The 23,373-nt window shown below is 43.0% G+C and carries 17 protein-coding genes; 3 read left to right on the top strand and 14 right to left on the bottom strand.

Annotated elements, in window-relative coordinates; translation table 11 throughout:
• Window positions 1–86: 86 nt before the first annotated feature.
• From sucC to sdhC, 8 genes are all read right to left on the bottom strand, one after another.
• Window positions 87–1,253, bottom strand: a complete 1,167-nt coding sequence (gene sucC / locus JMX89_RS00585) for an ADP-forming succinate--CoA ligase subunit beta (protein WP_011512489.1) — start codon at window positions 1,251–1,253, stop codon at window positions 87–89.
• Window positions 1,254–1,453: 200 nt separating this feature from the next.
• Window positions 1,454–2,905 (bottom strand): dihydrolipoyl dehydrogenase, encoded by a 1,452-nt coding sequence (gene lpdA, locus JMX89_RS00580; RefSeq protein WP_201530558.1) that lies wholly within the window; start codon window positions 2,903–2,905, stop codon window positions 1,454–1,456.
• A gap of 271 nt (window positions 2,906–3,176) precedes the next feature.
• Window positions 3,177–4,409, bottom strand: a complete 1,233-nt coding sequence (odhB, locus tag JMX89_RS00575; protein ID WP_201530559.1) for a 2-oxoglutarate dehydrogenase complex dihydrolipoyllysine-residue succinyltransferase — start codon at window positions 4,407–4,409, stop codon at window positions 3,177–3,179.
• 155 nt (window positions 4,410–4,564) lie between these two features.
• Window positions 4,565–7,450, bottom strand: a complete 2,886-nt coding sequence (locus tag JMX89_RS00570) for a 2-oxoglutarate dehydrogenase E1 component (RefSeq protein ID WP_201530560.1) — start codon at window positions 7,448–7,450, stop codon at window positions 4,565–4,567.
• Between the two features lie 811 nt (window positions 7,451–8,261).
• Window positions 8,262–8,972, bottom strand: coding sequence for a succinate dehydrogenase iron-sulfur subunit (locus JMX89_RS00565; RefSeq protein ID WP_011512485.1), 711 nt, complete (start codon window positions 8,970–8,972; stop codon window positions 8,262–8,264).
• A 207-nt stretch (window positions 8,973–9,179) separates the two neighbouring features.
• Window positions 9,180–11,030 (bottom strand): succinate dehydrogenase flavoprotein subunit, encoded by a 1,851-nt coding sequence (gene sdhA, locus JMX89_RS00560; protein ID WP_201530561.1) that lies wholly within the window; start codon window positions 11,028–11,030, stop codon window positions 9,180–9,182.
• Window positions 11,031–11,475: 445 nt separating this feature from the next.
• Window positions 11,476–11,862: a succinate dehydrogenase, hydrophobic membrane anchor protein gene (sdhD, locus tag JMX89_RS00555; protein ID WP_227670405.1), complete on the bottom strand. Its 387-nt coding sequence runs from the start codon at window positions 11,860–11,862 to the stop codon at window positions 11,476–11,478.
• A 17-nt stretch (window positions 11,863–11,879) separates the two neighbouring features.
• Window positions 11,880–12,266 carry a succinate dehydrogenase, cytochrome b556 subunit gene (gene sdhC, locus JMX89_RS00550; protein ID WP_191691306.1) on the bottom strand — a complete coding sequence of 129 codons (387 nt, stop codon included), beginning with the start codon at window positions 12,264–12,266 and terminating at the stop codon, window positions 11,880–11,882.
• 1,033 nt (window positions 12,267–13,299) lie between these two features.
• Here sdhC and gltA point away from each other — a divergent pair.
• Complete coding sequence (gene gltA / locus JMX89_RS00545) at window positions 13,300–14,580, top strand: citrate synthase (RefSeq protein ID WP_201530562.1); 1,281 nt, start codon at window positions 13,300–13,302, stop codon at window positions 14,578–14,580.
• Between the two features lie 79 nt (window positions 14,581–14,659).
• On the opposite strand, the gene JMX89_RS00540 is transcribed toward gltA, so the two are convergent.
• A complete protein-coding gene (locus JMX89_RS00540; RefSeq protein WP_201550458.1) occupies window positions 14,660–15,622 on the bottom strand; it encodes a hypothetical protein in 963 nt (320 codons plus the stop codon).
• A gap of 100 nt (window positions 15,623–15,722) precedes the next feature.
• Window positions 15,723–16,220, bottom strand: coding sequence for a type IV secretion protein Rhs (locus tag JMX89_RS00535; protein WP_133103952.1), 498 nt, complete (start codon window positions 16,218–16,220; stop codon window positions 15,723–15,725).
• A 329-nt stretch (window positions 16,221–16,549) separates the two neighbouring features.
• Here JMX89_RS00535 and JMX89_RS00530 point away from each other — a divergent pair, with 329 nt between their 5' ends.
• Both JMX89_RS00530 and ribBA read left to right on the top strand, forming a co-directional pair.
• Window positions 16,550–17,839, top strand: coding sequence for a replication-associated recombination protein A (locus JMX89_RS00530; RefSeq protein WP_201550456.1), 1,290 nt, complete (start codon window positions 16,550–16,552; stop codon window positions 17,837–17,839).
• Window positions 17,840–18,151: 312 nt separating this feature from the next.
• The gene (gene ribBA / locus JMX89_RS00525) at window positions 18,152–19,264 is read left to right on the top strand and encodes a bifunctional 3,4-dihydroxy-2-butanone-4-phosphate synthase/GTP cyclohydrolase II (protein ID WP_201550454.1); all 1,113 of its coding nucleotides are present in this window, start codon (window positions 18,152–18,154) and stop codon (window positions 19,262–19,264) included.
• A gap of 108 nt (window positions 19,265–19,372) precedes the next feature.
• On the opposite strand, the gene JMX89_RS00520 is transcribed toward ribBA, so the two are convergent.
• From JMX89_RS00520 to hemC, 4 genes are all read right to left on the bottom strand, one after another.
• Window positions 19,373–19,858: an acyl-CoA thioesterase gene (locus tag JMX89_RS00520; RefSeq protein ID WP_201550452.1), complete on the bottom strand. Its 486-nt coding sequence runs from the start codon at window positions 19,856–19,858 to the stop codon at window positions 19,373–19,375.
• A gap of 195 nt (window positions 19,859–20,053) precedes the next feature.
• Complete coding sequence (locus JMX89_RS00515) at window positions 20,054–21,010, bottom strand: hypothetical protein (RefSeq protein ID WP_201550451.1); 957 nt, start codon at window positions 21,008–21,010, stop codon at window positions 20,054–20,056.
• Window positions 21,011–21,143: 133 nt separating this feature from the next.
• Window positions 21,144–22,118 (bottom strand): uroporphyrinogen-III synthase, encoded by a 975-nt coding sequence (locus JMX89_RS00510; RefSeq protein WP_201550448.1) that lies wholly within the window; start codon window positions 22,116–22,118, stop codon window positions 21,144–21,146.
• A gap of 112 nt (window positions 22,119–22,230) precedes the next feature.
• Window positions 22,231–23,268 (bottom strand): hydroxymethylbilane synthase, encoded by a 1,038-nt coding sequence (hemC, locus tag JMX89_RS00505; RefSeq protein ID WP_201550445.1) that lies wholly within the window; start codon window positions 23,266–23,268, stop codon window positions 22,231–22,233.
• Window positions 23,269–23,373: the final 105 nt, after the last annotated feature.

Raw genomic sequence — 23,373 nt, 5'->3', positions numbered from 1 at the left:
GGTTGTCTGGTAGGCGCTTGCCTATCCTGCCACGTTAAATGTTAACGTCGGTAGAATAACAGCAAACGCCTTATACTCTTGAGCAATTAAGCTTTAACAGCGTCAACAATTTTTTGAGCGGCGTCTGATAAACCTTGAGCTGAGATCAATTTCAGACCAGATTCTTCTAGAATTTGTGCGCCAAGCTCAGCATTGTTACCCTCTAAACGGACAACAACTGGTACTTTGACGTCAACTTCTTTGATCGCAGCGATAATAGCTTCTGCAATCATGTCACAACGTACGATACCACCGAAGATGTTGATCAGAACACCTTCAACGCTGCTGTCTTCAAGAATAATCTTGAATGCTTCAACAACGCGATCTTTAGTTGCACCGCCGCCAACGTCCAAGAAGTTAGCAGGCTTGCCGCCGTACAATTTGATGATGTCCATCGTAGCCATTGCAAGACCGGCACCGTTTACCATACAACCGATATTGCCTTCTAGGGCAACATAGTTTAGATCAAACTCAGCCGCTTTAAGCTCACGCTCATTTTCTTGTGATTTGTCTTGTAGCGCAGCAATCTTAGGCAAACGATATAAAGCGTTTGAGTCAATACCAATTTTGCCATCAACACAAACGATCTCGCCATTTTCGCGAACCGCTAATGGGTTGATTTCAAGTAAATCAATGTCGTTTTCAACGAATGCTTGATAAGCACCACTCATTAATTTAACAAATTGATTGATTTGCTTGCCTTCAAGACCCAATTTAAACGCGACTTCACGCGCTTGGAATGGCAATAAACCAACCAATGGATCAATATTTACTTTAAAGATTTTTTCAGGGGTTTCTTCTGCAACTTTCTCAATCTCAACACCGCCTTCCGTTGATGCCATAAACGTCACGCGACGTGAAGAGCGATCAACAACAGCACCAAGATATAGCTCGGTTTGTACTGGATACATATCTTCTGCAACCAATACGAAGTTAACTGGTTGACCAGCAGCATCGGTTTGATACGTTACAAGGTTTTTACCGATAAGCTCATCAGTCACTTGCTTTGCTTCTTCACGAGTCTTAACCAGTTTCACACCGCCCGCTTTACCGCGACCACCAGCATGAACCTGCGCTTTGATGACTGCGATATCAGTTGGAGTTTTGTCAAAAGCTGCTGCTGCTTCGTCGCCACTGTAAGCAATGATGCCTTCTTGAATTGGCAAGCCATAGCTTTTCAATAGCTCTTTTGCTTGATACTCATGTAAATTCATTGATTGAATCCTTTATTTTTACCATTAATAAAAAATGAAAACTCATACATCGTAGAATGCTCTACTGTATGTTAGACCAACTCATCATTCAAAATAGTCATTCAAAATAGCTATTCGAACAATGCGATGGTCATGTCATCATCTAATAACCATTTAAGACACTTAACATATCTTTATACAAATATTTTTAGCCATTAAAATTATTTACGTTTTTTACGCTGAATCGCGTGAATCGCACGACCATCCGCAGACAATGCTGCTTCATGGACGGCTTCAGAGATCGTTGGATGCGCAAACGTCATCAACTGCAAATCTTCGATGCTTGATACAAATTCCATCGCAATCATACCTTGATGGACGATATCGCCTGCACCAGCAGAAATCGCATGCATGCCTAATAAACGATCTGTTTTGGCATCAGCAACGACTTTGATAGAACCTTGAGCTTCACTTTGAGCAAGAGCGCGACCGTTTGCAGCTAGGTTAAATGAACCTGTTTTGACTTCATAACCGGCAGCTTCTGCTTCTTGCTCTGTCAAACCAACCCATGCGATTTCTGGATGCGTATAGATGACGTTGATAATAGTGTCATAGTTAACTTGAGCTTTTTCGCCATGAATACGCTCAACAGCCATCATGCCTTCTTCCATGGCTTTATGCGCAAGCATAGGACCGCGTACCAAATCACCGATAGCATAAACGCCATCAAGATTGGTTTTGCACTGATCATTGACATCAATCAAACCGCGTTCGGTCAATTGAATACCACTGTCTTCGCCAAGTAGTTTCTCAGAATAAGCGCGACGACCGACACAAACGATCAGCTTATCAAAGCTCTCTTCACTAGATTCGCCTTTGGTTTCGCTAGTAACGATGACTTGATCACCTTTCACTTCAGCATTGGTCACTTTGGTATCGACACGGATATCAAGACCTTGCTTTTTCAGCATTTTGCCCGCTTCTTTAGCGATGTCTTTGTCAGCAGCAGCCAAGAAGCTAGGTAGTGCTTCATATACCACAACTTCTGCACCTAGACGACGCCATACTGAACCAAGCTCAAGACCAATTACGCCAGCACCGATTACGCCTAAACGCTTAGGTACAGCAGTGAAGTCAAGCGCGCCAGTAGAGTCAACGATACGATCGCCGTCAGTTTTGGCAACTGGAATATCAATCGGCACTGAACCAGCTGCAAGAATGACGTTTTTAGCAGTAATCGTGGTTTCTACTTCATCAGTAAGGGCGGTAAATTTAACTTTTTTATCAGCACCTTTACCATCTTCTAATGTGCCCCAGCCTTGTAGCCAGTCAACCCCATTACCTTTCAATAACGCAGCAACACCGCCAGTTAACTGCTTAACGATGCCTTCTTTACGAGCAATCATTTGCTCGATATCGATAGCAACATCACCAGTAGTAATACCATGCTCATTAAGGTCGTGCTTAGTCGCTTCATAGCGATGTGAGCTATCAAGCAATGCTTTTGATGGGATACAACCGACGTTTAAGCAAGTACCGCCAAGTGCAGGCTCGCCTTTATAGACACGTTTTTCGATACAAGCGACGCTCATGCCAAGCTGTCCTGCACGGATTGCTGCTTCATAACCACCAGGTCCGCCGCCGATGACGACTAAATCATAACTGTCTTTCATAATACGTTCCTATTTTAATTTTAGTTTAATGTTAGGTATCATATAAACCAATTTTATCTCGTTAGTAAACCATCGACTTATCTGTTCGATAACCAATACGATATCTAAATGCTAGATAATAGATGCGTTTAAAAAGACGATAAAGATAGTTGCTGAGTATGCTTAGCTCATTGCTCATAAGATAGAACTGAAAAAGCTAAAAGGCATTAAAAGATAATCTATACAAAGCTAAAAAGCTTGTATCAGTCATGACTGATACAAGCCTAAAAACTTAAAGATCTAAAAGTAACATAGTAGGGTCTTCAACCAATTCTTTCAGTGTTACCAAGAATTGTACCGCTTCTTTACCATCAATCATACGATGGTCATAAGACAGTGCAAGATACATCATTGGCAAGATTTTAACTTCACCATTAACCGCCATAGGACGGTCATTGATCGCATGCATACCCAAGATAGCGGTTTGTGGTGGATTCAAGATAGGTGTTGACATCAATGAACCAAATACGCCACCGTTTGAAATCGTAAAAGTACCGCCAATCATGTCATCTAGACCAAGTTTGCCTTCTTGTGCTTTACCACCAAACTCACGAATCTTGGCTTCAACATCTGCCATGCTCATACGATCAGTATCACGCAGTACTGGTACGACTAGACCACGGTTAGAAGATACGGCAACACCGATGTCATAGTAACCATGATAAACGATATCATCACCGTCTAATGACGCATTCACAGCTGGATAGCGTTTTAGTGCTTCAGTCGCCGCTTTTACGAATAACGACATAAAGCCTAAACGTGTACCATGACGCTTTTCGAACTGATCTTTATACTTGGTACGCATATCCATCAACGGTTTCATGTTGACTTCGTTAAACGTCGTTAGCATTGCCGTTTCTTGAGAAGCAGCTAGCAGACGATTCGCGATTGTTTTACGTAGACGTGTCATTGGTACGCGTTTTTCAGTACGCTCGCCAACTGCTTCAGCAACAGGACGACCACTATCAGAAGTGATTGAGCTGTCCGCTTTCAACGTTGGGTTTGACATGTCAGTTTTAGTCACACGACCGCCGCGACCACTACCTTCGACGTTTTTAGGATCTACGCCAGACTCTTTGGCTGCTTTACGCACTGCAGGGCTTTGATCTTTATGATCAGATTCAGCAGACGCTTGTACTGGCTCGCCGCCATCTGTTGCTTGCTTAGGTTGTACTGGCGCAGCTGGTTGATCTGGATCAACGGCAGGAGCAGCTTCAGCACTGGCGCTAGCACCAGCTTCAAATTCGGCAATCAGCTCATCAGACAATACGGTGTCATCTACTTGCTTAACGATTCGGGTTACAACACCGTTATCAGGCGCGACCACTTCTAATACAACTTTATCAGTCTCGATTTCAGCTAATAGGTCATCACGGTTTACTTGCTGACCTTCAGTGACATGCCATTCAACGATTGTACCATCGGCAACCGATTCTGGAAAAACGGGGGCTTTAATTTCAGCCATCGATATACTCCTTAGATTTGGATATTACTATTTATAATTAAGTCGTGATAGGCAGTCAGTGCCATTTAAAATGTGATATTTAAATTGTCTTACTGGGTACTGACTGTCATCGCCTGATTCATTGATTACATACAATCTGTTATTTATATAAGCTATTAAATAGACAGCTCATCTACACTGATACCAAGACCACCAGCAATTAAATCTTGTTGTTGCTTAACGTGTAATTTTGCTGATCCTGTCGCAGGCGCTGCACTGGCAGGACGTGCAACTGGCTCCATCACTTTTGCTCTGGTTGGATGCGGTACAACAATGCGGAACATATGCGGTGCTAAGTAATACCAAGCGCCTTGGTTCAACGGCTCCTCTTGCGTCCAAACGATTTCTTTTAAGTTGCTGTATTTTTCAATTTCAGCAATTAAGCGTTTTTCTGGTAAAGGATAGAGCTGCTCAATACGAACGATTGCGACATGATCTAAACCTAAAGCACGGCGCTGCTCAAGCAAGTCATAATAAACTTTACCGCCACATAGCACCATACGAGTCACGTTGTCCGGATTTTGCTGATCCATCTCTGGCAATACTGTTTCAAACTTACCATTTGCCAATTCTTCTAATTGAGAAGTCGCAAGCTTATGACGTAGCAAGCTCTTTGGCGACATCACGATTAAAGGTTTACGAATCGGGCGAACCGCTTGACGACGTAGCGCATGATAAATCTGTGCAGGCGTCGTTGGTGTGATGACTTGCATGTTGTCTTCAGCACATAGCTGCAAGAAGCGCTCAAGACGGGCTGATGAATGCTCAGGACCTTGACCTTCAAAGCCATGCGGCAATAGCATGGTCAAGCCGCAAACACGCTGCCATTTGGTCTCGCCACTCGCGATGAATTGGTCGATAACTACTTGAGCACCGTTAACAAAATCACCGAACTGCGCTTCCCAAACCACCAATGCATTTGGCACCGTGGTCGCATAACCATATTCAAAAGCTAATACCGCTTCTTCTGATAGCAATGAGTTATAAGTGGCAAAGCGTGCTTGATCTTCACTCAGGTGAGCAAGTGGCACATACATGCTGCCATCTTCAATATTATATAGCTCGCTGTGACGATGTGAGAACGTACCACGTCCTACATCTTCACCAGTAATACGTACCAGCACTTTATCGTTATCGACCAGTGATGCGTATGCCAATGTCTCAGCTGCACCCCAGTTCAAAAGCTCTTCGCCAGTTTGCATCGCTAAGCGCTGCTCAACCACTTTTTGTACTTGGCGCTGTAGCTTGTAACCTTCAGGCATTTGTGCCATGCGGCGACCATAGCCTTTTAATACTTCGATGTCGACACTGGTATCCCAATCATCAACCAAATCGTGACCCAAATAAGGTTTCCAATCGACAAATAGCTGCTCGTTAGGCTCGTTTACTAATGAATTAGCAACATATTCACCGCGGTCTAATGATTCACGATACTCATCTTCTAAACGCGTCTCATCTTCTTTACTCAGCAAACCTTCTTCGATTAACTGTTTTGCGTAAATAGTACGAGTCGTTGGTAGCTTTTTGATCACTGCATACATGAGTGGCTGAGTAGCTGAAGGCTCATCCGCCTCATTATGACCATTACGGCGATAGCAGAAAAGATCTATAATGATGTCTTTGTCAAACTCATGACGATAATCTAACGCCAATTGCGCGGCAAATACCACAGACTCAGGATCATCACCGTTGACATGCAAAATTGGCGCATGAACCATTTTTGCCACATCAGTACAGTATTCAGTTGAGCGTGCATCTTCTTGACGGCTGGTGGTAAAACCAACTTGGTTATTAATCACAATATGGATGGTGCCGCCCGTCGTATACGCACGGGTTTGTGACATCTGGAATGTCTCTTGTACCACGCCTTGACCAGCAAACGCCGCATCACCATGAATGACGATTGGCAATACTGAATTGCCCGTCTTATTTTCATGAAGTGGCTGATCATTACGACGTACTTGACGCGCACGTACTGAGCCTTGTAATACTGGCGCAACGATTTCAAGATGTGACGGGTTAAATGCCAACGCTAAATGCGCCTCCCCACCTGGTGTCATCACGTTCGATGAAAAACCATTATGGTATTTAACATCGCCTGAGCCCTTTTCTGGCTGAACTTTGCCATCGAACTCATCAAACAAATCAGCAGGGTTTTTGCCCAAGATATTTACCAATAAGTTTAAACGCCCACGATGCGCCATACCAATGACCATCTCTTTTGTACCATAACCGCCAGCACGTTGAATGATTTCATTGATCGCTGGAATAAAGCTCTCGCCGCCTTCCAGACCAAAACGCTTCACACCCGTATATTTACGAGCAAGATATTTTTCTAAGCCTTCTGCTGCCGTCAAACGCTCAAGAATAGACAAACGTTTTTCTGTATCAAAAGAGATATGACCTAGATTGGTTTCTAGATATTTTTCCATCCAGCGCTTTTCTGTGCTGGTGGTCACATGCATATATTCTGTGCCGATATAACGGCAATAGACGCGCTCCATGATTTCAATGATTTCACGTAACGGTGCTTCATTTTTACCGATATTTAGATCATTAGTCGGAAATACTGTATCAAGATCCGCTTCAGAAAGATTGTGATAAGCAAGAGTCAAATCCTCTACTTCCGCACGTGGATGCAGACTTAATGGATCTAACTGCGCACGGCGATGACCGCGACGACGGTAAGCTGAGATGAGTTGCTGTACACCCATTTGCTTATTGTCACCAACATTGTTGCTATGACTGCTAGCCAAGCTATTGGTATCAGTACTGACCTTATTAGCCGTCTGATTACGGGCTAACAATAAAAACTGGTCTTTAATGGCGTTATGCGGCGCATCATTTGGCGATTTGTATTGTTCAAAATACGTTTGCCAATCGCTGCCAACACTATTAGGATCTTCTAGGTATTGCTCGTAGAGAATATCAATATAATTGGCGTTATCAGCGGCCAATTCTGTTTGATCTACGCTCGCTGCTTCTTTAGTTATACTATTCATAATAATCGTCTATTTGATAGATAAATGAATGGAATCGTGCTTATTGTTGTGAAATTTGTTGTATACAGGCGGCTGAGCTATTGAATAAATAGCTTTTTAACAATGAACAATCAACATAGAACACCATTCAAATTATTTGTGAACGTTCAGTTTTCTTATGTCGCTCGTCGCAAAACATTAATTTATATATAATGCTACAAGTTATAACTAAATTGTTATCTATAGCATTTTTTTAAATTTTTTTGTTCAGCTGGCTCATTTACAAGCCATTTCTGCTGAATAACTTGGCTATTGTAGCTCTGCAATGACTATTTGACAAATGATACACTGCCGTATAGCGTAACATGGCAACAATTGCAGCCATAGTTTGTTTGTTCAATACTAAGTATTTACACAATGAATATCTATTATCACTTTACGCAATTCATAGGTGATTAACTTCCTGCATATTGATACATCACTGCTATGCATCGGTTTTAACCTCAGTATTATATACCTTCTATCATCGTCATTCACCCCTATAATCTTATAATAACCAAGCATTTTTTATGCTTAGCTATTACTACTTATAATTATATAGGCAGATGGAGCAGATAACAGGTTGTCTTACATATAAGCAACGTATTGTTAGTATGGCCTTACTTGTCATCATTATTCTGATGCAAATTCAAATATTGTTCTAAGACGACTTAACAAGCATGGTGACTTTACGCTATTGTTTTGCTTATTTTAACGAATAAAAAACACCACCTTATCTCAGGTGGTGTTTTTTATAGCGCTATTATAAAGCTAATTGAGCTTAAAAGGTATATTAACCTGCTTGATCAAGCAACAAATTACGCAGATGACCGATAGCTTTAGTTGGATTCAAGCCTTTTGGACATACTGATACGCAGTTCATGATACCGCGGCAACGAAATAAGCTGAATGGATCGTCTAAACGAGCCAGACGCGCGCGCGTATCACTGTCACGGCTGTCAGAAACAAAACGATCAGCATGCAGTAGTGCTGATGGTCCTAAGAACTTATCAGGATTCCACCAGAATGATGGGCAGCTGGTTGAACAGCAGGCACATAAAATACATTCATATAAACCATTTAACTTGTCACGTTGCTCAGGTGACTGCAAGCGCTCAGTCGCAGGCGCTGGCTGATCATTAATTAAGAATGGATGTACTTTTTCGTACTGCTCGTAGAATTGGTTCATATCGACGACCAAATCACGAACCACTGGCAAACCTGGTAACGGGCGAACGGTTACTTTTTCTGGCAAAGTATTCATGTTGATCAAACATGCTAGACCATTTTTACCGTTAATATTCATGCCATCAGAGCCACAGATGCCTTCACGGCACGAGCGACGGAAGGTAAGAGTTTCATCTTCCTTCTTTAGGCGTAATAACACGTCAAGCAACATACGATCTGAGTCTAATAGCTCAATCGTATAAGTTTGCATGCGCGGCGCTGCGTCCAGATCAGGATCGTAGCGATAGATTTCGATGGTGCGAGTACCTCGGCTCATAATGCTAAACTCCACACGTCGGTGATGGCGGGCATACAAGGATTGCAACATAGTCGCGCTGGCTATTAATCTGTACTGACAAGAATGATCAAATACTGATTAATAGGGCGCTAGCATGAGCTTGTAGCTGGCGGTCACCTTTTTAATAAATGAATAAAGGATAAAACGTTTATGCTGTCTATACACATCAGGCGCAAGGCGTCTGACTTAGTAGACACGAACCTTTGGCTCGATATAATCAACCGTTAATGGAATTTTACGAACCGGCTTATAGATAATCTTATTGCCTTCAGAATACCATAAGGTATGCTTCATCCAATCATTATCGTTACGACCGTTTGGTGCGTATTCATCATCTTCAGGACGATCATAGTCAGAGACACTGTGCGCGCCGCGGCTTTCATGACGCTGGGCCGCCGATATCATCGTCGCTTTTGCTACTTCGTAAAGATTGCCTACTTCAAAAGCTTCAATACGAGCAGTGTTAAAGACTTGTGATTTATCAGCCAAATGAATCTGATCAATCTTTTCGCCTAGCGCTAGGATTTTTGCAACGCCTTCATCCATCATCGCTTGTGTACGGAATACACTGGCATGCGTTTGCATGGTTGCACGAATCTCATCGGCAACGTCTTGCGCATTGTAGCCTGAAGTTGACTGTTGCAGCTTGTCTAAACGACCGACTGTGTAATCAAGGACGCGAGGATCAAGTGGCTTATAGTTATGATCCGCATGATGGAATTCATCAACGATATGCTTACCTGCAGCGCGACCAAAGACTAATAAATCAAGCAGTGAGTTGGTACCTAAACGGTTGGCACCGTGAACACTGACGCACGCACATTCGCCAATGGCATATAGACCTTTAACCACGTTACCTTTTGCATATAGACCATCTTCATCCGTACCTGCTTCTAGATCCGGTACAATCACTTGACCATGAATCGTAGTTGGAATACCGCCCATCATGTAGTGAATGGTTGGGATAACGGGAATTGGCTCTTTAGTGATATCAACGTTAGCGAAGTTCTTACCAATCTCAAATACTGATGGCAGACGCTTCATGATGGTTTCAACGCCTAAATGGGTCATATCCATTACGATATGGTCAGCATTTGGACCACAACCACGGCCTTCTTTGATTTCTTGGTCCATAGAGCGTGATACTAAATCACGTGGTGCTAAGTCTTTTACGGTTGGGGCATAACGCTCCATAAAGGCTTCGCCATCTTTATTACGTAAGATAGCGCCTTCACCGCGGCAACCTTCGGTTAATAGTACGCCGGCACCATGAACGCCCGTTGGGTGGAACTGCCAGAACTCCATATCTTGTAATGGAATACCTGCGCGAACCGCCATGCCAATACCGTCACCAGTATTGATATAAGCGTTGGTAGATGCGGCAAAGATACGACCTGCGCCGCCTGTCGCTAATACAGTGATTGGCGACTGGAATACCGCAACAGTACCCGTTTCTTGTTCAATAGCGATAACGCCATTGATGTTACCAGCGTCGTCTTTGATCAAATCAAGGGCAATCCACTCGATAAAGAATTCAGTACCTTGCTGTAGGTTTTTTTGATATAGCGTATGCAGTAGTGCGTGACCGGTACGGTCAGCAGCAGCACACGCACGTTGTACGGCTTTTTCGCCATAGTTTGAGGTATGACCACCGAATGGGCGCTGATAAATCGTGCCGTCTTCGTTACGGTCAAACGGCATACCCATGTGCTCAAGCTCATACACCACTTTTGGCGCTTCACGGCACATGTACTCAATAGCGTCTTGGTCACCTAACCAATCTGACCCTTTAACGGTGTCATAAAAGTGAAAGTGCCAGTTATCATTGCTCATATTACCCAAACTTGCACCGATACCGCCTTGAGCAGCAACGGTGTGCGAACGGGTCGGGAATACTTTGGTCAAGACTGCAACCTTCATGCCCGCTTCCGCTAAATGCAATGAAGCACGCATACCTGAGCCGCCGCCACCAACGATGACCGCGTCGTAGTTCAGGGTTTTAATATTACTAATGGTATTATCTTGTCTAGTTGCCATTACGGTTTTCCTAATGCCTGTTAATGCTTAGAAGTAAATAAAAAGGTTGCTCTGTATCTTATTGTGCGTTAACGCTAGCAAGCTTTTGCTGCAACGCTACTGACAATAATCAAAATACAATACAGACAGCCTTCAACCACTTAATTTGCATATCTATCGTTATATTGGGCTTGCTCACTTTTTCACAGCTTTTATCTATTAAATAAGCGTCATTTACCGTATCAGTAATTGTGAATTTAGTGGGCGCCCAACGCTATGATTAGCTATGACTATTTTGGCTACTAACGGATTTCTTATCGTCTGAGCACTTTAAAGTACGTTATTTAAAATAAACGCTTTCAAATAAGCGAATCATCGCCAATGCTGTCAGGTTCGTCCGTTGTTATGGTTAGATATTCAATTTATAAAAATCAGATAAATCAATATCTAAATCTATGATTAATGGTTAAACCGCAACAACACCGAAGCCGTTACCCCAAAAAATCATAATGCCCCAAAATAGGAAAACTAAAATAGCGATAATCATTAATGACTGTAGCACTAAACGTAGACCTGCTGCGCTTGAGCCCAGTTTGCCAGTGGTAATATAGTCAGTAAATACCGTCCACATACCAACCCAAGCATGACCAGCCAACGCCAAAACGGCCAATAAGCTGAACAGACGCATCGGTAAACTGGTCATAAATTCTGACCATTCAACGAAGCTTACATTGCCATGAGTTAAGAAGAAGCCCAGTAATACCACACTGTATACGGCTAAAACCACACCACTGATACGCTGGATAATCCAATCACGTGAACCTGAGCCGGTTAGACCAGTAGCGCTTTTGATTCCTGAATCATTTTTCATTAGAACATCACCCATACAAATGACGCGACAATTAAGATTGCTGCAATTACAAAGCTAATCATAGAAGCGGCACGGCCAGATTTTAGCTCCTCATTCATACCCATATCAGCAAATAAATGCTTGATACCCATCACAAAGTGATAAGCGATGGCGGCGACAAAAATCCACGCCAAAAAGCGAACAAGGACATTGTCAAATATGGCTTCAAAACTCTCAGGCGACGCCAAAGAATTCTGTAATATCCATAACATGACAGGAATAAGTAGAAATAAAATAATGCCAGAGATACGATGCAAGATTGAAGCTATCGCAATCGGTGAGCGATTAACGCTAATCACTTGGCTTAAGGGCAGATCAATAGGTCGGTTGCTTTTCACAGCGGGCATCCTTTTTGCGGTTATACTCCTGTATCTGCTATCAACGCTTGGTACAAATACACTTCTATAAGCGGCGAGCAACACATGAGATGAATAAGGTAAGGAAGGGCTAGCTGACGTTATTTTATTTGCGCTAAATCTGAAAGCATACGAAGATTGACAGGGTCATTATGGGCATTCAACTATCGCTCAATAAACCCTTTCAACAATAAGCTTTCTACATATTAACAGACCACAAAACGAAGCACGGGATAAATCGATTAACTATTCTATTTTTACTGGTTCCCATTAACAAAAAAAAGACAACGCCATGGAGTCATCTCTATGTTATCCTTTTTTGTTAAGGTAAACTTCACTGTAGGCTATTTAAAAATAGAACAGTTAACAAGAATATTCAAGCGATAAGCTCGGTCTTGGTCTACAAAGTGATTATTCAATCGTAACAAAGTATGAGTGGAGCAAAGCCCCTTACCTACTTTATTAGGACAAGTCATCAATTTGCGCAAAGCTAGTGCCAGTTAAATCCCTCTAATTATAAAATGACTGAGCCCTAATTACAAATTTATCCCCTAAATAGTGGTTATTAGAGATTTATTAACAAAAAACTGGCTATTTGCAATATGAATTCATTAGTATTACTCAGGCTTAGTGACCTATAAAGCCAAACGAATGTATCAGCTAATGATGCTCTGTCTGTTTTATAGTAAATATTAGAAGATATCTCAGAAGAGTACTTGTTTAAAACTGTCTCTTTATATCTAGGTTAATAATAATCATTACGCTATGATAAATAAGATGGTTTACAGTCAAATTACCTACTAGACATATTTTGATACAAAGTTTACAACCGATAAGCACTACTAGCGCACGTCTATTGGTGGTCTAGCAAGTAAAAGTCTTTTCAAAACTTAAGTAATAACTGCTAATATAGCCTGCATATTAAATAGGTCACATTCATTTTGGCCATTTGACTATTTATGACGCGAGGGTGTGCGTCACTATTATTTTTGTTCTAACAAGTTAAAACAATGGAGATTAAATTATGGCTGATAATCAAGCCACATTGACCTTAGATGGTAAGGACTACCAACTTCCTATTACTGAAGGTACTTTAGGGCCGTCAGTTATCGAAGTTGCTGCTTTCCAACAAGCTGGCTATTGGACCTATGATCCAGGCTTTATGGCAACTGCTCCTGTCGAATCGAAAATTACCTTCATTGATGGTGGTAAAGGCGAGCTATTGCATCGCGGCTATCCTATTGACCAGTTAGCAAACAATGCAGAATATCTAGAAGTGGCTTATGCACTGATTCATGGTGATCTGCCTAACGCTGAGCAAAAAGCCGATTTCTTTGAAAAAATTCGTAAGCATACTGGTGTTCATGATCAATTGCGTAAGTTCTTTGAAGGCTTCCGTCGTGACGCCCATCCAATGGCAATTATGGTTGGTGTCGTTGGTGCCTTATCTGCGTTTTATCATGAAGATTTAGACATCAGCAATGAAGAACATCGTGAAATTACCGCGATTCGTCTCATCGCTAAAATGCCGACACTTGCGGCAATGAGTTATAAATACTCACAAGGCGAACCGTTCATGTATCCACGTAATGATTTCAATTATGCGGAAAACTTCTTATACATGATGTTTGCCACGCCTGCTGATGTTGATTACCAAACCAATGACGTCATCACTCGCGCCATGGACAAAATCTTTACTTTGCATGCTGACCACGAGCAAAACGCGTCAACGTCTACGGTACGTCTAGCTGGTTCTACTGGCGCTAACCCTTATGCGTGTATCGCTGCTGGTATCGCCGCCCTTTGGGGACCATCACATGGCGGCGCGAACGAAGCCGTGCTTGAGATGTTAGATGAGATCGGTTCAGTTGAAAATGTGCCTGAATTCATGGAAAAAGTGAAAAGCCGTGAAGTGAAACTGATGGGCTTTGGTCATCGCGTTTATAAAAACTTTGATCCACGCGCACAAGTAATGAAAGAAACTTGTGACGAAGTACTAGGCGCATTGGGTATCAATGATCCTAAGCTTGAGCTTGCTATGGCACTTGAGAAAATCGCTTTAGAAGACCCGTTCTTCGTTGAGCGTAATTTGTATCCAAACGTTGATTTTTACTCGGGTATTATCCTTAAAGCCATCGGTATCCCAACGTCAATGTTTACCGTTATCTTTTCACTAGCTCGTACTTCTGGTTGGATCAGCCATTGGTTAGAGATGCACAGCGCACCGTTCAAAATCGGTCGCCCACGTCAGTTATACACTGGTGAAACGCAGCGCGATTTCGTTAAAGTTGAAGATCGTAAATAGTAATTAAGCATTTGTAAAAATAAACAGTCATAAAAAATCTCGCCATGTGCGAGATTTTTTTATGGCTAAATTTAACGGATTACTTAAATTCTTTTAGCGTTTGCTCATATTTAGCGATTTGTTCATCATAACCTTCAATCGTTTCATTGAATTTCGCCATTAGCATCTCAAATTCTTGTTGTTGGGTTTGTTTCATTTTTTGCATATCTAGTACTTGCTGGGCTTCTATCTGCTCCCAAACTTGATGCTGAATAATTAAACGTGCCAATGCAGGGCTTTTAGCACTGACTCTGCCAGCAATTTCTGCATCTTCAAAAAGCTGTGGTACTAAGGTTGCGATATTAATCAAAGTATCCGTATCCTGCGCATTCAGTGGCGTGGTCACTGGCTGATAAAGCGCTTCCATTGCTTGCTCATAGCGTTCTATAATCTGCTTTTCAGTTAATATCACAGGTTTACGTGGCTCTAAGCTAATACGCTTTAACACCGTTAAATCGCGCTCACCAACTTCGGTACTGGTGTTAATTTCATCGTTTGTGTCAGTATCTGTCCCAGAGTTGCCATTTTCTGCATCCTTTACAGCTGCTACCGGATCTTGTGTTAGTTGTGGCGTAGCATCTATAGCTCCTTGATCGCTGTTAACTGGCTGATCATTGCCAGTTGCAACAGTAGGCTTATCGACTAATAAAGCGTTTTCACTGTCTGCGATATCAGCAGCTTGTAGCGACTCGTACTCTGCTTGCAGACGCCCCTGCAATGCCTGAAACTGGGTAACATATAAAGGTTGGAACTGCTCAATACGTGCGGCAGCAGAATCACTTTGCGCCATCGGTTGGCTGTCTTCTTCACTTGTTTGCTCACTGGTTTGGGGCTTATCCGCTACATTTTCTTCTGCTGCTTGCTGCTGACATCCGCTTAACAATAAGACACCAGTCAATGCCGCCGCCAGTAGGGCATTTGAGTGCTGTGGACACTCAATACCTTTATTGGTAAGGTTACCATAAACACCATTATCATGTTTTACTAGCCAAAATTTAAACATCTGAATTTATTTCCTGTGTTAAAAACAAAAATATCACATAGCTATATAGAGGTTAAGAATCAGTCGCGGCATGGTCTACTAGGCTCAAGATTAGTCGCAATTAAACCACTAAAAATGGAATACAGCCTGCAAGATCTTGACAGTATTGTCCGCGCTGACGACGAACAAAATAGTCTTGTACCATGCGTGCCTGCTGCTCGATACCATATTTAAAAAAAGGCTTACCCACTTTTAGCACATAATTATAGCGACGATCGATAATAGCACCGCGTACCACCTTCAAGCCTTGTTGCAGCTGCCACACATGTGTCAACTCATGTATCAGCCAACCTTGTTTGCCCAATGGCGCTTGGCTGAAATCATCTATCCAATCTGATGCATGAAAATAAATATGACCATTAGGACTCACAGCGTAATGTTTGAGTACCCACCATGCTGTTTTCAGCTGAACGTCATCAAGTCTGAGGCTGTCACCAAAAACCGAACGTGCAAGAGTAATTTCACCTTCAGTAAGAGACCGCGCTTGTTGTTTAGCAGTTACTAAGTTAGCAGATGCTGAACTACGATTTAATAGACGCTTAAAAATCGACTGCAACATGACTACTATCATCCTTTATCTGTGATCTATCATTTTCGTAAAGTTAGTTAACACCTTAATAGGGATAATATAGATATAAATAAAGCGTTAAAGACATAAGCTGTACATTTAGCTGACTTTTATTAACGTGAATCTGCGTTAGCCTAGCTTTTATAATAATGTTAAAAACATCATGAATTATTACCTTATTTATGACTTATTGCTTAATCGCAATAAGGACAGCATTATAAAGACAAATATCAAAAACAGTAATTTGACTTTGAATACTATGGATAACTGTTTAATCTTACAATAAAAAGCTTTGAATCACAGAAGCTATAGAGAATTTTATGCCACCTAATTTTCATGCTGATACACCCCTCGCCCAGCGTATGCGCCCGACCACGCTTGATGCCATTATTGGTCAAGAGCACTTGTTAGCAGTAGGTGCTCCGCTAAGGCGCTTGGTAGAGCAAGGACACCTACCGTCTATTATTTTGCATGGAGAAGCAGGCATTGGCAAGACAACCATCGCTATGCTTTTGGCGGATGCCGTTGAACGACCTTTCCATGCACTATCTGCTTTAAATACTGGGGTTAAGCAGTTACGCGAGGTATTAGACAGTAAGGATTCATTGAGTTTTGAGTCGCCGGTGGTCTTTATTGATGAGATTCATCGGTTTAATAAAGCTCAGCAAGATGCGCTACTTGGTGCAGTAGAGTCTGGCGATATCACCTTGATTGGCGCGACCACTGAAAATCCTTCCTTTAGTGTCAATAATGCCCTCTTGTCTCGTTGCCAAGTGTATCGCCTAGAGCCATTGACGCCTGAGCAAATCAGTGCGGTATTACAGCGGGCGCTTTTAGAAGATAATATACTGAAAAACCTATCGGTCGATTTGCAGGCGCAAGATACGATTAGCCAGTTGGCACATGGTGATGCACGAAAAGCCCTTAATTTATTAGAGCTGGCGATTCAAACGGCTGATACCAAGCAATCACCGCTCATTATCGACGATGCCTTAGTCGCTCGTGTCGCCCAGACTGCACTCGTACGCTATGATAAAGATGGTGAGCAGCATTATGATATGGTCTCAGCCATGATAAAGTCAGTGCGCGGCTCAGATCCTGACGCGGCACTATATTGGATGGCACGGATGCTGGTGGGCGGTGAGCCTGCCGACTTCATCGCGCGGCGTTTGGTAATTTTAGCCAGTGAAGATATCGGTAACGCCAACCCTAATGCCCTACTCCTTGCTGATGCGGCATTGCGCAGCGTGCAATCCATCGGCATGCCAGAATCACGTATTATCTTGGGGCAAGTGGTGGTCTATCTGGCAACCAGTGCCAAAAGTAATAGTACTTACAACGCTATCAATGCTGCGATGAGCTTGGCAGAAAAAGACGCCTCACCTGTGCCGCTACACCTACGTAATGGCGTGACCAAATTAATGCGCAATCAAGGCTATGGACAAGATTATATCTATCCCCACAATTATCCCAATCATTATTATGCGCAAAGTTATTTACCAGACAATTTAATCGGTACGCGCTTTTATGAATTTGCGGACAATCAGCGTGAGCAGCATAGCAAGCAGTTTATCGATTGGCTGAAAGACCAAGCGGCGAGTAATGACTAATCACTCAAAATATGACTGATTATATGCGGCGATCTATCAATTGTCGTTACCATTAGTGATACTAATCACGATTTTAGATAGACTGGCCTATATAGTTTCAAGATGAGGCAGCACAGTGGGATGAAAAGCGTTAAAATGTCCTCATAATGATGTGTAAGCAATGATTAGATAACGTCTACAGTTGATAAATTTGATCCAGCGCGTTTTGCTTAGCCACAACAGCGCTTTGTCGCATCTACTGCTACAATAGGCAGACAACGCTTTATATCCCATATTGACACCTATTTATATAATAAAATATTGAGATCTACTATGAGTTTAAATACGATTCCTGAGATTATCGAAGACATTCGTGCAGGTAAAATGGTCATCTTGATGGATGATGAAGACCGCGAAAACGAAGGCGATATTATCATGGCAGCGACCCATGTTCGCCCTGATGATATCAACTTTATGATTACTCATGCGCGTGGCTTAGTGTGTTTGACCTTATCACAAGCACGTTGTCAGCAATTGGCGCTGCCACTCATGTCTGATCGTAATGAGGCAAAATTTAGTACCAACTTTACCGTTTCTATTGAAGCGGCTGAAGGCGTGACTACCGGCATCTCAGCCGCTGACCGCGCGCGTACCATTCAAGCAGCCGTCTCCTCTTCTGCAAAACCAGAAGATATCGTTCAGCCTGGCCATATTTTTCCAATCATGGCACAAAATGGCGGCGTCTTGCACCGCGCCGGACATACCGAAGCCGGTTGTGATTTGGCACGTCTTGCCGGACTTGAGCCAGCAGCGGTCATTGTCGAGATTATCAATGCCGATGGCACCATGGCGCGCCGTGATGACCTTGAAGTATTTGCAAAGGAACATGATCTAAAAATCGGTACGATTGCTGATTTGATTAACTACCGTATTGCCAACGAGCAGACTGTTGAAGAAATTGCATCGCACCCATTTGAAACAGAATACGGCACCTTTACCTTACATCGTTTCCGTGAGTTCGGTGCGACTGAAACCCATTTAGCGTTGGTAAAAGGCGATGTGAGCCAAGGTATTAGCACCGTTCGCGTACATGGTTTTCATCCATTACGCGATTTATTTGCTGCCAAAAACGATACTACTGGTCGTAGCGGCTGGAGCGTGCGCTCAGCATTAGAAGAGATCAATGCATCAGAGCGTGGTGTCTTGGTTTGGATTGGCAACCATGAACCGACTGACTTGGGTGATGCCTTGGATAAGGCGGCATTGAATGAATCTTTATCGACCATCACACAGCAACCGTATCGCAGCATTGGGGTTGGCGCGCAGATACTGCGTCATTTAGGGGTGCGTGATATGCGCCTTTTGTCCTCACCGATGAAGTTTTACGCTTTGTCAGGTTTTGATTTGAACGTGGTTGATTTTGTCCATGCGCCAAAGCAAGATTAATACGCTTCATTAAAAGTGAAAAATTATTGTCAATAAAAGGGGCGCATCAGCTTAGGTTGATGCGCCCCTTTTATTGTTCGTTCAAAGTTTAATCAAAAAACGCCATACTTAGATTTGTGGGATATGACCGAACGTCGCTTCTAGTGCTAGCAGTCGTTCACGCTCTTCATCAGTCCATGGCTTTTTATCTTGACCGTTGCTATCTAAGCGCACCACCACTGCCTCAGCGGTCGCAACGATGGCAGCTTGTGCCGTACTATAATAGCTGTACTCTATCACAATGCTGGTCGTGCCCAAGCGCTGGCAACGCACGCCTAATAACAAGGTATCAGGATAAATCACTGGGCGTAAATACTGGCAGCTTGATTGTGCCAATACCGTGACCATATTACTATCAAACATGCCAAGCGCCTGCAAATAGCCAATACGGGCTGACTCAGCATAACGATAGTACACCACATTATTTAGGTGATTGAAAGCATCCATCTCACCCCAATGAATCGGCTGCTGATGAATAATAGGATAATGCGAAAGCTCGTCAGGCAGATGATTGTCCAAATTATTAACGATAGATGTTTTATTAAAAAGTTCCATAATTGCCTGTCTCTTATTTTTATTGTTCTTTAAAACGATATAGTCAATCCACTTTAAAAAGGGCACAGCACTACTGGGGTTAATGATTCGCAGCCTCTGTCTGCGTAGGCACAGCAAGCAAGAAAAATTAACCCCAGTAATGCCTTATAACATTTCTTTTATTTAGGACCGACTATAGTATAGATCAGCAAACCATTAACGTTGCTGCTTATTCAAAATCTGCGAGGTTAATAATGGCGACGTTCTTGGCGCATTGACAATCAATCGATCCAGACCTTCTATCACCTCTGTCATATTTTTAGGAGAGGATTTGGTCTGTAAGTTATTTTGGTCGGACTGTTTTTTGTTGTCAATAGAGGTCTGTGCTTCTACTTTTTTAGGCATCAGCGTTTGCAGCTGCTTACGGGCTTGATTTAAATACATGACTAACTGATCACGATCATGCATGTTACTGGCTTGACTGGCTAGATTTAAGGTCATGATGGCTTCATGAATCGTCAGTTGCCGACGCGTTAAACGGCTATTGTCAGCAGATTGACTCAGCACTGCATTTTTCTGTGGTGTACTTTTAAGATTGCTACCATTGTTAATAACACGCTCATGGCGATATAAAAAGTCTTGAATATTTTGAATGGCAAGGTTTTGCAGCTGCCAAGAGCTTGGCTGAGCGCTTCTCGCCTGCAATCGCTCAATATCTTTGACCAAACTTTGCTTAATAACGACTGTCAGCGCAGGCGCAATCTCATTACTTTTTTGCGAAAGCTGCCAATGCAGGCCTTGTAATAAATCAATCGCCGCACTGCCATTACTGTCGGCCAACAATCTATCGGCGGCTTGTATCTGAATACGCAATAAATCTAGCTGATTTTGAGCTTGGCTACTGACCGCTGCACTAGTCGCTGGCAGCGTTTGTTGACTCATCGCAAATAGGCGGTCGTCCATCTCATTTAAACGGCTGACAACTTGCTCATTACTTTGCAAGCGTTCATTGACGGTATGCTGAAAACGCTGCTGACTGATATATAGCCACAATAAGACGCCTATCAACAATAAAATAACCACCCATTGCAAGCGTAACAAGAACATATTTGCTTGTCGGCGCTGCTGAAGAGCAGAGGGATCTTTCGATAACGATTCAGAGTTCATTGGCATAAGGCCACACCGTTCATGATTGATAAGGTTAAGCACAGTCATCTGAGCAAATAAAGTAAGCAAAATTTCTAGCAAGAGCACGTTACTCTAAACGGCTCTCTTTTCTCTTAAACTGACTATACTTTAAATATTATCAGCCCGTTGTATTAATAGCAGTAAGAATGGTTTCTGGCGCCAGATCCTCCACGCGCCAATAACTTAGCTGCTTTTTTGCGACCATATTGGCTAAGCGCTCGCCCAATACCACATAAGCAAAGTCTGATAGTTTAAGCGGCGCATTGGCTGACATCGCTTGGTTTTCTGCTGCTAAATTTATTGTTTTGGTAGCCTGAACGATACTTTCCCAATGCTCAAATGCTGTGCCACTACTCACAATGACGATAGGTTTCGACTGCTGTGACACGGTTATGCCAATTGTCGCGTTTTTATTATTGAAGTCTTGTCGCCATTGCTGATACTGCGCCATGGCATTGATAGGCATTTTGCGCTCGTACCAAGCAACACTATCGATATGGACACCGCGCGCTTGCAAAGTATCGACCAATAATCGTCGTCCACCAAGACCCCGCCACACAAGCAGCTTATCCCCCGCCTGCAGGCTGTCAATCGCAGGCATCGCTAGCATACCTTCGTTATTAGCAATAGCAGGCTGCAGCACTTGATAGCTGGCAGATGGCAACTTTGCCTCATTTAATACCGCAGCAGTCGCTTCTCCAACCGCAATCAGATGGCTTGGCGCTGCTAAAAGCCTAGAGCTACCTTCTGTACCCTTTGCTTCTTTATCAGTTGCGCTATTAGCTTGGCGCTCACGCTCAAGCAACTGCCATATAGCCAAACCTGAGGCTGCCGCTGTCGGGCTAACGATGACCAATGCTTGATACTCGCCTGCTAGCCACTGGCGCATCAGTATCATATCACTATCAGTGGTCAAACGCGGTTGCAGTGTCAACATCGGCATATCAACAACCGACATACCTGCCGCTTGTAAATGTCGCGTCAGTGGGGCGGCACGCTCGACTGGGCGCGTATTGATGACGATCTGCGGCAGCAATAATGGCGTATTAATTGGTTGATTTGAATCCGTGGACTTAGATGATGACCAAGACATAAATATACCGTGAAAAAAGCAAATAGAGTTAGCACCATCATAGAGTCATCTAAACCATGATAACTCTATGACTGAGTTGATAATGATGATCCAGTGTTATACAGACTAGCTATTACTCAGGATGATAGATCGCTGATAGAATCTCACCAGCACCAGCTTGCAATAACATCTCAGCAACTTCGATACCCAACTGGTTTGCTTGGGCTTCTTGCTCAGCTTGACTGCCTGTTAACGTCTGGCGCTTGTCCACCTTAAGCAGCTCGCTACCATCTTCTTGACCAACGCGACCGCGCAGCCATAAGGTATCGCCAGCATCGTTGTTACCATTGTCATTATCATTGCTATCATTATCAGCAGCCAATGCATCTGCCTTTTGTAATACAGCATAAGCGGCGATAGGTACTTGGCAACCGCCCTGCAGATGACGATTTAATGCGCGCTCAGCGATTAAGCGGATACGGGCTTTGTCGTCATTGAGTGGTGCCAATAATTTTAATACGTCGGCATCATCTTCACGACATTCAATCGCTAATGCGCCTTGCCCAACCGCTGGCAAGCAAATATTGATATCTAACTCACTACGAATACGTGCATCAAGCTCAATGCGCTTTAGACCACTAGTCGCCAAAATAATCGCATCATACTCGCCCGCATCTAACTTGCTTAGTCGCGTGCCGACATTGCCGCGGAGGGTTTTAATTTGCAAATCGGGACGATAAGCTTTGATTTGACACTGACGACGCAAACTTGCAGTACCGACTACCGCCCCTTGTGGCAACTCATCGATACTATGATAAGTATTCGATACAAAAGCGTCGGTTGGTGAAGCACGTTTGCAATAAACGCCTAGCGTCAACCCTTCTGGTAAATCCATGGGCACGTCTTTGAGTGAGTGCACCGCGATATCTGCTTGCTTGTCATACAGTGCTTGCTCAAGCTCTTTAACAAATAAACCTTTCCCGCCAATTTTAGCCAGTGGCGTATCCAAAATTTTGTCACCTTTAGTGACGATTTTTAGCAGATTAATTGTCATCTCAGGATACAAAGCTAGTAATCGATTACGAATATGCTCAGCTTGCCATAATGCCAGTGGGCTCTGGCGCGTAGCGATATTTAAGGTAGTCAAAGCAGGTTGCTGCATGGTGCTCATAAAAGGCCTCAATAATTTTAATACTAAACGGTCATTGCTCGACGATAATGTGAGTTTTTCGCCCAAGATGGGGCATAAAAATGGTTTATAACGATAATAATGCAA

The sequence above is a fragment of the Psychrobacter sp. DD43 genome (assembly GCF_904846555.1).
Classification (GTDB): Bacteria; Pseudomonadota; Gammaproteobacteria; order Pseudomonadales; family Moraxellaceae; genus Psychrobacter; species Psychrobacter cryohalolentis.
The sequence above is the reverse complement of the archived record's forward strand: the minus strand, read 5'-3'. Positions and strand labels throughout refer to the sequence as shown.